This is a genomic window from Paenibacillus sp. CB74 (assembly GCF_055687625.1).
In genome coordinates this window covers 499,566-515,641 of the sequence record NZ_CM146009.1, presented here as the reverse complement: position 1 = coordinate 515,641, position 16,076 = coordinate 499,566, and the positions used below count along the sequence as shown (strand labels likewise).

The following is a 16,076-nucleotide window of genomic DNA, read 5'->3' as shown; positions in this document are numbered from 1 at the left end:
TGAAATCAACCCGCTTCGGGTGAAGTCGGCTTTGGTTTCTTAATCTCCTCCGGATATTCTATCCTGGAGTGGAAGATACCCATCACCGTTTCCTTCAATGTTCTGGCGACGATATCCAGTTCGCGCATCGTAAGATCACAATCATTGAATTGATGATCGTCCAATCGTCCTTTAATAATCTTCTCAATCATGGATTCCACTTGCTCCACAGTCGGTTTACGCAAAGATCTCACAGCAGCCTCCACACTATCGGCAATGCCAACAATAGCAGATTCCTTGGACTGAGCCTTCGGCCCAGGGTAACGGAAATCTTCTTCCGTAAAATCAGGTTCAACTCCCGCTTCTTCCGCCTGACGCAGTGCTTTGTGATAGAAAAAGTGGAGAAAGGTCGTTCCGTGATGCTGTTCCGCAATATCCCGAATAGGTTTAGGCAGCTTGTAATCCTTCTGCATTTCCACCCCATCGCGTGCATGAGCAACAATAATGGATTTGCTCAGTTTTGGATCAATTGAATCATGCGGGTTCTCCATATTGTTCTGATTCTCAATAAAATAGATGGGACGCTTCGTCTTGCCAATATCATGATAATATGAACCCACTCGGCACAGCAATCCGTTAGCTCCAATGGCTTCTGCTGCAGCTTCGGACAGATTCCCCACCATAACGCTGTGATGATAGGTACCCGGTGTCTCCGTAAGCAACTTGCGTAGAAGGGGATGGTTCGGATTAGACAGTTCCACCAGTTTGAGTGCTGACAAGATACCAAACGATGTTTCGAAAAATGGCATCAGCCCAATGACCAGTATGGCTGTCAAAACGCCCCCCGCAAATGCAAACCCAACGCCATACAATGTCGTAGTTCGGTTCCAATCGCCCGAGTCAATCAAAGCCAGGGTGAAGACGGCTATCGACCCGAACAGACAGACCATAATAGCCCCTTTCAGGATCGTAGATCGCTGACTGGCCTTATGGGTAGCGAAAATCGCAACAAACGACACGAGCACGGCGAAGAATCCTAATTCAAAGTCAAAAAGTTGACCCTGATGGGTGTTCAAAATGATGCTGGATAACATACCGATCAAGATCGAACATACAAAGGCAAGTGACGTATCCAGCAGCAGTGCAATTAACATTGCCCCTACCGCAACAGGTGCAAGGAAGCCTACATACGACCTCTCATTGGTTTGAATAATCGCCGTCACATGCATAACCACTATCGTAATAATAAAAATGAGAACAAGCATCAACAGCTGCGCATTATTATATTTGAAATGCGTTCCACTGCATTGCTGAATATACATCAGAATTGCTGCCGACAACAGGCAGGAAAACATAAGAAGACCAAGCTGTGGCCAGTAGTTGACTTCGTTTTTCAGCAAATCATTCTCACCCAGCAAAGTATACATCTCCGGGGTGATCATCTCACCTTTGGCAACTAAGGTGTCCCCTTGCTTGATAAAGACGGTTTGCGTGTTCTCACGTGCCTGAACCTTCGCTTCCTTGGTTCCCTCTTCATCGTAGAAGCGGTTAGCGGTCACTACGAGGCGGGCAAGCTCTTGCACTACCTCACGTTGCGTACGCTTACTAAGAGAGCTGACACTTACCATTTCGGCTACTTTGGCACGGGCAGTGGTTGCATCGCTGATCTGATCCGTCATTAACCGGGAAACAATATCCCTCGCAACTGGTTTCATCTCCTGGATATCATCCGATGTCAGGCGCGAGATTTTAATGTAGGTTTCTTCGGGAATACGGTAACTTTGCTCCTGTACCACATTTCTGATCTCTTCCAACAGAGTCTCGGAGTATGTACCGGCTTTCCGATTATTATTGATATAGTTGGTCACAAAGTCCTTATGACGCTGCGGAATTTCATCCCGATAAATATCAATCTTGTCCTGACTTGAAATCTGATCATCCTGATTCAATCGATCTACACGATCAAGCAGGGTTGTCATCAGATTTTCGTTTCGCATCTGCACGATCTGAAATATCGGCTGTACGCGTTCAGCAGCTTCTTCCTGCGCTTTGAGTGTAGCCTTGTTGTTCGGAATCTGCATGGGCGCAGCAATATCCACTTCACTCCGTGTACCTTCCTGAATATCATACCGCTCAGGGAGCAGCTTGGAAGCCAGACTCACGTAGAAAAGAATCACCAGAAACAAAAACAGAAGATAGCGTGCCCACACGCTATACTTCCATCCTGTAGCCTTATTCTGAAAAGATTTGCCTTTTGACGGTTCCTTCGAGGTCACTTTAGACAATCCCTTTCTATGCTTGATTTTCTGCGGCGTGGTTGTAAGCCACGATAATTTTCTGGACGAGAGAATGCCGCACAACATCTTGCTCGGCAAAATGCACAAATCCGATCTCTTCAACTTCGTTCAAGATCGTATTCGCTTCCACAAGCCCGGATTTCTTACCACGCGGTAAATCAATCTGTGTCACGTCTCCGGTAATAACCATTTTGGATCCAAAACCAAGACGGGTCAGAAACATCTTCATCTGTTCCGGCGTTGTGTTCTGTGCTTCATCGAGAATGATGAACGAGTCATCCAAGGTACGCCCCCGCATGTAGGCGAGTGGTGCAATTTCGATTAACCCACGCTCCAGTGCCTTCGCTGTCTGTTCTTGTCCCATAACGTCATACAGGGCATCGTACAGTGGTCGCAGATACGGGTCTACCTTTTCCTGAAGATCACCTGGCAAAAACCCAAGACTCTCGCCCGCTTCAACCGCAGGCCGTGTAAGTACAATGCGTTTGACGCTGCCCTCTTTGATTGCGGCAACAGCCAGTACAACAGCAAGGTAAGTTTTACCCGTACCGGCAGGACCAATGCCAAATACAATATCACGTTTTTTAATTGTAGTTACATAGTGCTTCTGTCCAATGGTTTTGACACGGATTGGTTTACCTCGGTATGTCGTCGTAATCTCGCCCTTGAACAAGTCCAGTAGCTGGTCTGCCCGCATATCCTTGGCAAGTTCAATTGCATACTTCACATCTCTTTCAGTTAACACATATCCGTTGCGTATCAATTGCAGTAACACATCAAATAATTGTTCAAGCGATTCCACCTGCTGTGTGCTGCCAAAAATCACAATTTCCGCTTCGCGGGATGCAATCTGGGCGGGAATCTCGGATTCAATCAGTTTAAGAAAAGTATCTTGGGGTCCAAAAAGAGATTGACCCTCTCCCGCACTCTGGAGCGAGATTTGTATGCTGCGTGTTTGCTCTGACAAATATCCTCATTCTCCTTGACTATGGACTAGCGGAAGTTCCTCCGCAATGCTTTCTTCTACTTCAAATAAGACTTTCATATAAACTTTACCATTCTCTTTCTTCTCATGCAAAATTTTTTCACTTATAATTTTCGTTCCTTTACCGTTTTTGGCAATAATATCGTTCCTTGCTCCTTCTAATCCTTTCGTTCTGGCCCATTCTATCGTCTGCTGCTCCTCATGCTCTCGAGTCTCCAGATCTTTCTCTGTCAGCCAACCCATCGGGAGTGTGAAGGATCGCCACGTCAATGGTCTGTGACTACTCTCGGTATCAAATGAACTGAACGGTGTACTTCCGTACCCCCACAGTTGGATCGCCCATTTTCCCAGTACCATGTAAAAACGTTCTTTGCTCTCACCTGTCATTGTGTTATGTTTTTGCACCAACGGGACCTCTACCTGATACTCACGCCATACCAGGCCACGAACTTCGCCCTTGGCAACGATGGTTTTGGTGTTCTCCTCATCCCCGAGAATCCCCGATATTAATACCTGGCCCTTTTTGACACGCATATCCTTCTGAACAACAGGTCGTCCCTGCTCCGCATAGATTTGAGTGACAACAGCATCTGATTTGCTGATCAGATGTCGGGGATTCAGTAATGGCTCGCGCTTGGGTTGCGCCGATTCCACGACCTGAATGGTAATGGTTGTCCCCTCTTTGCTCACGCCAATCCAGGTTACATCCGGAAGAGCGAGTGCAAGCTGTCTGGAGAGCTTGTCTTGGCTTGGCAAGCGGAACCCCCATTGGAAAGGATATATCCCCTCTTTCTTCGCTGCTGCGAGCACCTCGTCCGTAGGAATGGTAACGTTACCCTTGACCTCTACATCCCATACCATGGATGACAACACAAACAAAGCTGCTACAAAAAACAGCATTCCCCCAAGAAAGAACTTCCTGCGTAATAATCGGGCTGCAAAAAAGGGGAAACCGCTGCGGTGGGTCACTTTCACCCTGCAGCCTGTCCGTTTCAACACAGGACGCAGCCTGAAAAAATGCGGCAGCAGAATGTTCATCTCTGCCACGCGTCCATCGTGAGCACGCAGGTTCCACACTTCCAATCCCTGCTCTGCCACCGTGTTGATCAATGTTTCAATGTCTCCCCCAGTGACCGTGATTCGGACTGCTCCCCGCAGTTTAGACAGACTGGGCTGCTTCATCCGTTCCCCTCCACTCCATTCATATGAATATCCAGAATCGTTCCTTCAACAGCTACTTCATCCGGCAAAATGTTACGTATCACCAAGGCAGTTCCTTTGATCTCCAATTGGCCTTGGGAAAGAGCCAACACGATGCGATCCGGGGTGAAATGGATGACACCGCGATGATTCTCTATATACAGTTGCTTACTGCCGATCAGGGTTAACCGTGGCATATCATAAAGCACATCCTGCGGCAGATCCAACACTTCACTGGTCCATCTGCGCAGCTTGCGGCTGATCCGGGTCATTCGAAGGTCTTCCCCCTTCCTCTACAGTTCAACTTATGCGCAGATTCATGAATTTATGAAAATTCCGGGGCGTGTTAGATACGAATGTTGAGAAAAATGGAGAGAACACAGAAAAAGCCGTCTCCGGCGGCTTGATGCTCACCAGAGACGGCTCTATTTCCGTCCAACAGTTTAACTTCTTTACAGTTTCCCTCTTGTACCAAACGGTTGCTTGGAACGGGGCGGACCCAATACTTCTGCCCATATGACGCCCTTACGAATATCTTCAGGACGAAGTTGGGAATTTCCCGAATCACTTGTGTCAACTTGATCCCAACTAGAATCAGACACAACTGGTTTGTTCGAAGGAGAAAAGCGATTTAGCCTTTCATGAATCAAACGTTGTTGCCTCTCAAATTCTTTCTTTTGTTGGTCAAGCGAACGTTCCATCCCGCCACTGAAATCTCGACTACCTACCTCATCTGAAGGTCGCGAAGAATTCGAATGTCCTTCATTAGGCTGATCGTAATGGTCTTCATTATATTGGTTTTCATAAGGTTCATCATACTGATTCTCATACGGTTCATCGTATCGAATTTCACGGGAAGACTCAGTCCGTGAAGATTGCTGCGTTGAGGTCTGAGAAGCAGGTGAACGCTCCGAGTCACCGCTGCCTCCGAACGTTGGCATCCCATTGCCTGGACGCTTTTTATTCGGATCAGCAGATTTAGCCGCTTTTCCCAAGAAGGAAAAGAGTGCAAAACCAATAACAGCTACAATGTACAGATTATTAAAAATCCATTCAAATAGGCCCATATGCATTCACCGCCTATCTTCCGTTTTTGGAATCACCCTGATCGTTGGAATTCGAACCTTCACCAGGTTTTCCCAATGTATTGCGCATTTGAGTATCCGCTTCAATATTTTTTAGATTCATGTAATCCATAACACCAATTTTCCCACTACGCAAAGCCTCTGCCATTGCAAGTGGTACTGCGGATTCCGATTCAACCACGCGTGCTCTCATTTCTACAACGCGTGCTTTCATCTCTTGCTCTTGTGCTACGGCCATTGCACGACGCTCTTCCGCTTTAGCCTGAGCGATTCGTTTGTCTGCTTCTGCCTGCTCCGTTTGCAAGAAGGCACCAATGTTCTTACCTACATCAACGTCCGCAATGTCAATAGACAGAATTTCAAATGCAGTTCCGGAATCAAGCCCTTTAGACAAAACAGTACGTGAGATCAGATCTGGATTTTCCAATACTTCTTTATGAGAGTCCGCCGAACCGTTCGTACTTACGATACCTTCACCAACACGGGCGATAATTGTCTCTTCACCAGCACCACCGACAAGTCGGTCAATATTAGCACGAACTGTAATTCTTGCTCGAACATTAACTTCAATACCATCTTTGGCTACTGCGGAAACGACTGGCGTTTCAATTACTCGAGGATTTACACTCATTTGTACAGCTTGCAATACGTCACGACCTGCGAGGTCAATGGCAGCAGCACGTTCAAATTCCAGTGGAATGTTCGCACGTTGTGCAGCAATCAGAGCATTTACAACGCGGTCAACGTTACCACCAGCCAAGAAGTGGCTTTCCAGTTGGTTCATTGAGAGTTTAAGACCGGCTTTGGTTGCTTTAATCATTGGATTAACGATACGGCTGGGCGTTACACGTCTCAGTCTCATCGCTACCAGTGTAATAATGCTTACGCGTACGCCGGATGCAATCGCCGAAACCCAGAGCATAACCGGGAAAAAGCTGAAGAATACGCTCAATACGATAATACCTACCACCGCAATGAGCAAAATCGTAATCGTAGATGTGTCCATTGTTTAATTTCCTCCATTTGCAATTTGAATTTGATAAAGACAGTCAGAGAAGACATTCATGAGTGCGCTGCTAAAATAAAACATTGCACCACCTTGCTGGCAGCTTCAGCTTAAGTGGGTTATGTACATTGCCGAAGTGTTAATACACTTCGACAACAAAGCGAGTTACACCGGCAGTGCTTGTTGAACGACAATCCGGGTACCTTCCGCTTTAATCACAATGATCGGTGTATCAACTGGAATGAAGTCACCATCGGTCACAACATCAATTCGTTCGCCCTCAAACATCGCTGTTCCAGATGGGCGAAGCGGTGTCAGACTGATTCCTTGCAGTCCAATCAACTCTTTGCGTTCCGTAGCAGATGAGTATCCACGTTCCGCAGAGAGACTGTCACTCAGGATAAATCGATTCCATATCCCTCGATCTTTAAACAGCACTGCAATAATAGCAATAACTACCACTGCTGCTCCGAAAGCAATACCCAATGACACAAATGCATCGCTTGTATCATAAGCAGCCCTCACAACACCTGCTACTAGTGCAATGGATCCCAGAATACCAAGAATACCCATGCTTGGGATGAACATCTCTAGAATCATCAGGATGAGTCCGACAGTAAATAGCACCCATGTCTCTGCTCCGGCAAATCCCGCAATGTAATTACCCGAGAAATACAACACGAAACACACGATACCCACAATACCAGGAACTCCAAAACCAGGAACGATCAATTCAATGGCCACACCTGCGATTCCGAGGAATAGAAGTACAGTCATGACAACGGGATTGGTCAGAAAAGATGATATATTCTCCGCTGTCGTTCGTTCCACCTTAAATACATCATCCTGACTGTAACCGAGCCAAGCTGCTGCTTCTTCCGGTGTGTTGCTGATGTGGTCGGCATAACCAACTTTCAGCGCTTCTTCAGCCGAGAGCGCAATAATCTCACCTTTTTGCTTGGTTTTATTGATCTCTGGCATTTCAACAACGATGTTAACATCCGTCATTCCAGCTGCAATCTTGCCATCACGACCACTGATTTCAGCCGCTCCCTGCATCTTGCTTTTCCAGAATGCAACAAGCTTTGGATCATCAACATGTTTACCCGTACTGTCCACCATGGCTGCCGCACCAATCATACTGCCTGGTGACATTACGATCTTATCTGCATTCAGGGCCAGAAAACTTCCGGCTGAAGCAGCATCTCCACGGACAAATGCAACAGTCTCAATCGGACTGTCCTTGATCAGGATACCCAACGCTTCCGCAGTGTCTACACGACCTCCTGGCGTATTGATATCAAGAACGATCAGGCCAGCGTCCATCTTTTCCGCTTCCTTGAACCCGCGTTCCATGAACTTGCCAAGTCCCTGCTCGATTGGTTTATCAACCGGAATAATATATACGGCGCCACTCTTCTCAGCTGCATGCGCTGACGGTGATCCAATCCAGACAGGAAGCAACAGCGTCAGCAGCATTAAGAGCATCAATGGCCCCGTAAGCTTCTTCCGGCGCTTTCCCTTCACAATAGTCCCCCCTTTTCCATTAATGTTATACTGTCCAGCTTATGGTATTTATTACGCGCAATGCAACATTTCGTTTCAAAATCTTAAAATTATATTTGAAAACCTGATCAATTGCAAGAATATAAAACCATAATCATATATATTAACCATTAAAAAGAAATTTGTCTTCCCTAAGAACATCCTGAATTAGAATAAATGGAAAAAACACCTTCTGACAAGTCAGAAGGTGTTTATTGATTTGCTTTATTGCAGGAATTGTTGAACTGCTTGATTCACCAGTTTGCCGTCCGCTTTGCCTTTAACTTTCGGCATAAGGGCCGCCATAACTTTCCCCATCTCGGCTTTCGAAGAAGCACCGGTTTCCTGGATGGTCTGCTGTACAATAACTTTAATTTCTTCTTCGGAAAGCTGTGCGGGAAGGTACTGGATGAGTACTTCAATTTCCGCTTTTGCATTTGCCGCGAGGTCTTCACGGCCCGCTTTGTCAAATTCTTGGAGGGCATCTTTGCGCTGTTTGATTTCACGACTCAGAATATCAAGCACTTCGTTGTCATCCAAATCTCTTTTCAAATCTATTTCAAGATTCTTGATCGTCGAACGAATCAACCGAATGTTGGAGAGTCTGAACTTGTCCTTACTCTTCATCGCTTGCTTCATATCTTCGTTCAATCGTTCGCTAAGATTCATGTAGTTAAAATCCTCCTAAAACTTTCTCTTACGAGCAGCCTCGGACTTTTTCTTGCGCTTTACGCTTGGCTTCTCATAATGCTTACGTTTCTTCACCTCAGCCAATACGCCATCTTTAGCGATGGAGCGTTTAAAACGACGAAGTGCAGCATCAATAGTCTCGTTTTTGCGAACTTTAGTTTCAGACACCAGTTTTCCCTCCCTCCGACCAGACCGTCCAAGAGCAATAACACGGTTCATCATCTTTCATTATAGGCGAAAGGTAATAAAGGTGTCAACCTCAATGTAATGATCACTTATTTATATGAGCGTTTGGTCACATATCCATGGACTTCATGCATATGACTAAATCCTCAATAGTAGTACCCATTAGCTCGTTATTGGTGAGAATCCGACAGGCTTGTTAACACGCCAAGTCTTGTACCACCCAACAAATGATAATGCAGATGATGAACAGTTTGTTCTCCATCCTTACCACAATTGTTGATTAAACGATATCCTGTTTCCTCCACGCCAAGACGCTTGGCTGCTTCTTGAGCAGCCAGATGAATCTCACCGATCAAAGGCAGATCTTCTGCAGTAACCTCATTCATGGAAGCAATATGTTTCTTCGGAATGACAAGCACATGTGTCGGTGCAGCGGGCTGGATGTCATGAAACACGATAACATGGTCATTCTCCAGTACTTTATTGGAGGGAATGGTGCCCTCTACAATTTTGCAAAATAAGCAATCCATAGTTCATACCCTCCTTTGTATCCCAATGTATGTATTCCCTACTATCATACTAGAAGTACAAACTCACGTCCAATGTCCAGTCACACAATCAGGTGATCTATGTCAACTCTGCATCTCCTATAAATGTCGGCAAGAATTGGGGCTCACGGAAGGTTTGACTCGTATCTCATTTGGATCGAGGTTGTTGAGGATTTACTTGAGGATCTGAAACTTGCATTAAGTTAAGGGCGTTCTGCGGTCCATGCTGGGCTGATACTCGCGTATGGAAAATTGACCATTTTCTAAGGAACACAGAACCTCTTAATTGGGGCTCAGGCTCTCATTTCAAAATTATAAGGAACATCAGACACGTTATTTCCCAAAATAACCTCACAACAATGCTGGAAATGGCTGTTTATCCGGTTATAGCGTGTCCCAGATTCTTTAGATTGCTGCTGACGCTTCAAAACCTTGTAGAAGATGCCTCAGATTCTTTAGTGCTCACATCATGCTCTTCTCCTCCAACCGTAAGGCATGAGAACAGCATCAATTTCACCCGAAACGAAGCTTCTTATCGGAATAGAGTATTAAATAGAGAATTAAAGCCATGCGGTGTCTTGATTGTTGCTCACACATGGGTACATTCTCGCTTTTCGCATATTCAGAATACGATTCGCCGTTTGCTGCTACGAACACGTGAAGGCTCGCTTCTGCTTTCAGCAGGTTAACTACACGGTATATGCCATTCCACTTATCATCGACCTTTCCCTAATTAGGGTCCAAAAAAAGGTCATGCCTTACAGAAGTTCGCTTCTGCAAAAGCATGACCTTTGGGATGTTCGGTATGTTGCCAGTTGTATTGCAATGACAGGTCGCGATACATCAGGCTGAGACTCCGTATGTGATAAAACCGCTCTATTTCATACTGCATGGTAGTTTCTTTCCACGAATGAAACATATTCATCCTGAGCTGTTCTTTTTCAAAGGCGTTAAGGAACATGAAAATGACTCACTGTTCGTATGCCTTTATTTCTTAATTTCAATAGTACGGTAAAAGGGTTAACGCCGTAAGCGCAAATAACGGAAGCACCAGACGGTTAAAACGTCTGCGGCCATAACCATAATATGGATAAGGCGTAGGGTAGCCGTAACCTGGATAAAATCCGCGAGTATGACCTATTGGATAGTTCCCTCCAGGCATGGCATTTGGAGCCCAGTTCGCATGATTCATCATGGCTTCCGGTCCAACGGGAACAGCCAGGTAGATCATTTCGTCATCCACATTTTCCATGATGCCATCGTAGTGCATACCGTCATTCATCTGTACACATACATAACGGTGCATGTGTGCCTTGCATAATTTCTTCGCTTCCACTTTTTCCACTTGCCAACGCCTCCCTGATTCTGCTCTTGATCACCTTTTCATGGTATTCAGAACTGGGCGAATTGACACTACCGACGAGAAAACACAAAAAAAGAAGCACCCCGTGAGCGGCTTCCTTAGAAGTCTGCTGCGCGGACATCTATTCAGGATACGTCCTGATCAGATGTCCGCCGGGGTACTTAAATAAGGTTTGTCGGCTTAACTGTAGTATAACAGCGGGCTGAACCTGTATCTGTGATGAAACTCACTCCGCTATGTCATACAAGCAAGAAAAGAAATATTCTTACAAAAATAATATTCGGTAATAGTGCGTGTTCAAAAGGTCGTTTTCAGCATCAAGAAGATGGGATAAAGCCAGAAATGTCGAGCGTAAAAAAGCTACCTGAGCAACTGCAGTGTTTCCCTAGGCAACAACCTAAGCCCCTACTTATTTCGGCTATACTTCATATTCGATGTTGAGGATGATGCTGCCGCCAGACACCCTTCGTAATCAAGAGCGGACTTTTTGGAACAACCTCAACATTCAGGGGTTTGGGCTATAAGAAACGCTTCTATCCGTGATATTGCTTACATCGTTTCCCGCTACAGGGTCTCCAAGACCACCCGTGAGCCGTTTCCGGCCTCACCTGCCGGAATCACCACAAGCTTGCGCGGCAAACGTGCACGCAGTTCAGGCACGTGACTGATTACACCAACAGCCAATCGGTCGTCATGCAGTTTTTCCAGCGACGTAATGACAGTATCCAACAGCTCCGGGTCAAGTGTGCCGAACCCTTCATCCAGGAAGAAGAATTGGAGGGGATACTGACCTCGCAGCTGAATCTGGGCCGACAGTGCTAAGGCCAGTGACAACGAAGTCAAAAACGTCTCGCCACCGGATAACGTCGATACTGGTCGTTTGACTCCCCCGTTGGCATCATCACAGATCACAAAACCACCACCGGAATCCACCTCCAGTGAATAACGTTGTTTGGTTAGGAAGCGCAGACGCTGAGATGCCGCATGACTGACCTGCATCAGTTGTTCCTCTGCAATATATTCAACAAAAGCATTACCTCTAAACGCGGATTGAAGTTTGCTGAGCAGTTCGCCTTGACGGCTGACCTCCAACCGCTTGTTCTCCAGTTCGGTCCAGCGAACATGCCGCTGCTCCACATCCTCCAGATCACGTTCTGCACGTGCTTTCGCACGAAGGGCAGCCTCATCCTGAGCCCGGACCTGCTGCAAACGTTCAGTGCAGGCTAACCACTGCTCCTCCGATACGACAGCTCCATCCAGTTTTTGTTTCAATTCACGCAACTGGGATGCCAGTTCACGCTCACGTTCACGGTGCTGCTGGATCTCGCCTGCCAGTCGTTCCGCTTCCTGGGAAGGCATCGCCGCGGACACAACGGCATCATCCGAGTCGAACGGGGATTGTTCCAGCAATTGATTCCACCGTTCCTGTGCCTGTTGAAGATGCTCTGTTGCCGAGGCGGCAGCCTGCTGAGCCATGACATCTTTCTTGGCTGATTCCTGCTTCAGATGATCCGCTTCTTTGAAGCGTTGTGCCGACTCCGCAGCTTCTTTCCGCAGTCCATCCAGACGAGCCTGAGCCGCAGCAATCAGGTCTTCTACCCGCTGCTCCCCAACCCACTGGCGCAGGCGTTCTTCCTTCTCAGCGAGAAGTTTCTTATTGCCCTGCCACTGCGTTTGCCACTGGATCAGTTGTTTGTCCAATTCCACCAGCTTCTGCTGGAGGGATTGAATGATCTGGTCTTTCTCCTCAAGGAAGGTCACGCTTTTATTCAGACGTTCCTTGATGTCTTCGGCGCGCGCATCGCGCTCCTGCATCGCCTGATAGAGGGCCTTGGCCTCCTCCTGAGCGATGCCCGGCAGTTCCGCGGCCCAGCGGCCCTGCAAGGCAGCCGCTGCAGCCTCGCTCTCGGCCAGCTTGCGCTCCGCCTGGGCGAGCCCGGCACGGCCGGCCTCTTGCGCAGCTGCCGCTTCCATGCGGCGCTGCTGCGCGCCCACAGCCGCCTGCTGCAACGCGGCGGCTTCGGCCTGGAGCGGCGCTGCTGCGGCAGCCAGCGCCTGCGCGGCTTCGCGCAGCGCAGCGGCACGCGATGCCCAGCTTGCCGGGGAGCGCCCGTATTCGGGCGACCCGGCGGGCTCGGGCTCCGCTGCCGCAGGCGCGGCCTCGGCTGCGGCCGGAGCTTCGCCGGCCGCAGCGCCAAGCTGCGTCAGCAGGCTGCGACGTTCGTGCAGCTGCTGGCGCAGCCCAAAGCGCAGCTCCTGCAGCTCCGCGTGCAGGCTGCGCAGCAGTTCCAGGTCCGCATCGCCTGCGTGCGGACCTTCTCCCGGCGGCGCAGCCGGGAGCGGGTGATGCTGCGAGCCGCACACCGGGCACGGCTCGCCATCGCGCAGCTCGGCGCGCAAGGCGGAGGACAGCTGGTGCAGCTCTTGCTCGCGCATCGTGCCACGCAGCTGTTCCTCCGCAAGGGCCAGCAGGCTCTGTTCGCGGCTGAGGTCCTGCTCACAGGCAAGCAAGGCCTCAAGACCTGCTGACGCCTGTTCCACGAGATGCTGACGCTGATCACTCAGGCGTCTCTCTTCCTCAGCCGCCGCCTTCAGCTTGTCGGCTCCCTGCTCTGCCGACTGCTTATAGGCTTGCATGTCAGCCTTGTTTTGCTGCAATTGCTCCGCAGCAGTATCCACACGATGCTTCAGTTCAAGCGCCGCCTGAAGAAGCCTGCGTTCCTCTGACTTCACTTCATTCGGCTTGAGGCTCTCCTGTAGTTCCTCACGTCGTTTGCGCCCGCGCTGCTGCAGCTCCTTTTCCTTTTCAAGTTGCTGTCCCAGCGCGGTCTGTTCGCCCTGCCCCTGTTCCAGAAACTGAGCAAGGCGCGAGCAATCGGCTTGAAGCCCATCCCGTTCCCGTTGCAGCTCTTTCGCTTGTTCGAGCTGCTCCAGGCGCAGCATAAGTTTCGGTTCTTCCTCAGTCAATTGCTTACGTGACGTCTCGGCCTTCTCCGATTCCTGAATAGCCACACGCTCATGTTCCAGAGCTTGCTGATGAGCCGTCTCGGCAATATCCTGCCGCTGCTTCTGTGTAGCTGTAGCATCTCGAACCGTCTGCAACGCAGGCAGTATGGCATCTGCCGCAACGGATTGTTTCAGCCGTTGTTCGCCCGCCTCAACCTGTGGCTCCAGAGCCTTCAGCTTCTGCTGTTCATCTGTACGAGCCTGCCGTTCGTGACTTAACTCACGAATTTTACCCAGTTGTTCGGCTTCCTTTGCAGCTTCATCCAGCGCTTTGCGGGACAATTCAGACTGCTGAACAGCAGCTTGAAGAAGACGTTTCGTCTCATCCAATGTTTCCTTGCTGGCATTGCCAAGTCCCTGTTGCTCCGCAGCAAGGGATTGGTGAACCATATCATTATCCTTGACCCGCCGACTTAATTTGATGGCCAACTGGTCCCCATACTTCTCCAAATGGAATAATCGTTGCAGCATCTGGCGACGCTCACTGCCTTTGAGTGACAAAAACTCGGCAAACTTCCCTTGCGGAAGCACCACTGCCCGTGTAAAATCATCCATCTTCAAGCCAATTACATCTTCAACACAGCGATTCACATCTGCCAATTTGTCGGCAAGTACCTGCTCTTCGCCATTGACCGTCTCTATGAATTTGCTGATCGTGTTACTTACCGACACTTCATTATTTCGTTTGAAACGTCGCTCTACCCGGAACCTTCGCGTGCCTTCAGTCGACATCAATTCAAATGTAAAAGCAACCGACAACGAATCCTCTGCATGATTCATAATGCCCTGCGTCCCATTCACCGCACGTTCCACTTTGCCATACATGGCGAGTGTGATGGCATCAAGCAAGGAAGATTTACCACTGCCCGTTGGACCGAAAATACCGAATAGACCCATCTCCGTCAGCACGGTAAAATCAATCTCCTGCATCTCCCGATAACTTTGAAGTCCGGCAACTTTCAGTAGAATTGGCTTCATCTTTCCTCGACCTCCTCACGCAGACCCGGCTCGTCTTCATCCACAAGTTCAAGGAAAAGCTGTACCAGGCTGTCTTCCGGCTGTGCGCCGCCTGTCTGACGCTGATAGAATTTACGGAATAGTTCATGTACCGGCAGCTCGGATCGTTGCTCCAAAAGTCCTGCTGCAGCCATCTCGGGATACACCGGGCGAATATGAATGATCCCTTCATGTGATTTTCGCAGCTGTTGAATCTCCTTCAGAGACATTGCCTCGTCCAGCCATACTTCCATGTCAATAAAAGCCTGCGGATCACGTCCCTCTTCCAGCCAGCGATATACTTCTGCCAGACCGCCACGTGCCTTCCAGCGAACAAGCGGACGCCCGGACGTCAACAAAACTTCTTCTACCTGTGCTGATCCGCCCGGTGCGAGATCAACCATCGTGACAGACTTGCTCTGTCCTGCTTCCGAGAAGCTGTAGGCGAGAGGAGAACCGCTATATCGAATCACACCGTCTCCTTTGACAGCCTGTGCCCGATGAAGATGTCCAAGTGCCGTGTATTGTGCTCCAGTCGATAGAGATGAAGGGTCCACCGTGTAGGCCCCACCAATCTGAATCGGACGTTCCGAATCACTCTCAAGGCCTCCGAGCACATAGATATGACTCATGGCCATATTCACGGTATCCGGGCGAAAAGAAGCTGCCAGACGCTGCATTAACATACCCACTCGGTGACTATATGCCTGGCGAAGCACATTTTCGTCCCCATCCGTTGTCAGCAATTCATTCAATCTGGCTTCAGAAGGATAAGGTAATGCCGCAATCTGTCCAGTCTCTCCGGTACGCTTGGCATGGATGGTCACTGCTTCTGAAGTAGGCATACCTACGAGTGTAATGCCCTGCCTGTTCACAAGTGGCGTAACAGAAGCTACACGCTCTGGCTGATCATGATTGCCTGCAATGACCACGAGAGGTCTTCCATGCTCCGTCAGACGCGCTGCAGCTTCGTAAAAAAGCTGCTCCGCCGCTGCGGGAGGATTCACCGAATCATACACATCTCCAGCCATCAATATGGCATCCGCCTGCTGCTCATCCGCCAGTCTGACGAGTTCATCAACGAAATCCTCCTGTTCACGCAGTCGGCTTCGTCCTTCCAGCGTTTTTCCCAAATGCCAATCCCCTGTATGCAAAATACGCATCGTCCGTTCCACCCCTCTCCCATGTGA

13 protein-coding genes are annotated in these 16,076 nt (G+C 48.8%); all 13 read right to left on the bottom strand.

Translation table 11 applies throughout. The features are described 5' to 3' along the window. Positions 1-5 precede the first annotated feature (5 nt). Positions 6-2,255, bottom strand: a complete 2,250-nt coding sequence (locus ACX9NY_RS02270) for an HD family phosphohydrolase (protein ID WP_339236022.1) — start codon at positions 2,253-2,255, stop codon at positions 6-8. A 16-nt stretch (positions 2,256-2,271) separates the two neighbouring features. Then, complete coding sequence (locus ACX9NY_RS02265) at positions 2,272-3,243, bottom strand: PhoH family protein (protein ID WP_339236024.1); 972 nt, start codon at positions 3,241-3,243, stop codon at positions 2,272-2,274. 6 nt (positions 3,244-3,249) lie between these two features. Then, entirely contained in the window at positions 3,250-4,443 is a 1,194-nt protein-coding gene (gene yqfD / locus ACX9NY_RS02260) for a sporulation protein YqfD (protein WP_339236027.1), read from the bottom strand. Continuing rightward, on the bottom strand, positions 4,440-4,733 hold the full coding sequence (gene yqfC / locus ACX9NY_RS02255; RefSeq protein ID WP_017687241.1) for a sporulation protein YqfC: 294 nt from the start codon (positions 4,731-4,733) through the stop codon (positions 4,440-4,442). The genes yqfD and yqfC overlap by 4 nt, the downstream gene beginning before the upstream one ends. Positions 4,734-4,913: 180 nt before the next feature. Next, complete coding sequence (locus ACX9NY_RS02250; protein ID WP_472476925.1) at positions 4,914-5,528, bottom strand: hypothetical protein; 615 nt, start codon at positions 5,526-5,528, stop codon at positions 4,914-4,916. A 13-nt stretch (positions 5,529-5,541) separates the two neighbouring features. Further along, entirely contained in the window at positions 5,542-6,552 is a 1,011-nt protein-coding gene (gene floA, locus ACX9NY_RS02245; protein WP_472476923.1) for a flotillin-like protein FloA, read from the bottom strand. A gap of 165 nt (positions 6,553-6,717) precedes the next feature. Beyond that, positions 6,718-8,040, bottom strand: a complete 1,323-nt coding sequence (locus tag ACX9NY_RS02240; RefSeq protein ID WP_472479191.1) for an NfeD family protein — start codon at positions 8,038-8,040, stop codon at positions 6,718-6,720. Positions 8,041-8,322: 282 nt separating this feature from the next. Continuing rightward, positions 8,323-8,766, bottom strand: a complete 444-nt coding sequence (locus tag ACX9NY_RS02235) for a GatB/YqeY domain-containing protein (RefSeq protein ID WP_062835503.1) — start codon at positions 8,764-8,766, stop codon at positions 8,323-8,325. Between the two features lie 15 nt (positions 8,767-8,781). Continuing rightward, entirely contained in the window at positions 8,782-8,955 is a 174-nt protein-coding gene (rpsU, locus tag ACX9NY_RS02230) for a 30S ribosomal protein S21 (RefSeq protein WP_005547957.1), read from the bottom strand. Positions 8,956-9,143: 188 nt separating this feature from the next. Then, positions 9,144-9,503 carry a histidine triad nucleotide-binding protein gene (locus ACX9NY_RS02225; RefSeq protein WP_472476921.1) on the bottom strand — a complete coding sequence of 120 codons (360 nt, stop codon included), beginning with the start codon at positions 9,501-9,503 and terminating at the stop codon, positions 9,144-9,146. 1,018 nt (positions 9,504-10,521) lie between these two features. After that, positions 10,522-10,866: a hypothetical protein gene (locus tag ACX9NY_RS02220; RefSeq protein ID WP_445252749.1), complete on the bottom strand. Its 345-nt coding sequence runs from the start codon at positions 10,864-10,866 to the stop codon at positions 10,522-10,524. 582 nt (positions 10,867-11,448) lie between these two features. Continuing rightward, positions 11,449-14,868, bottom strand: a complete 3,420-nt coding sequence (locus ACX9NY_RS02215; RefSeq protein ID WP_472476919.1) for an AAA family ATPase — start codon at positions 14,866-14,868, stop codon at positions 11,449-11,451. Further along, on the bottom strand, positions 14,865-16,049 hold the full coding sequence (locus ACX9NY_RS02210) for an exonuclease SbcCD subunit D (protein WP_472476917.1): 1,185 nt from the start codon (positions 16,047-16,049) through the stop codon (positions 14,865-14,867). The genes ACX9NY_RS02215 and ACX9NY_RS02210 overlap by 4 nt, the downstream gene beginning before the upstream one ends. Positions 16,050-16,076 lie beyond the last annotated feature (27 nt).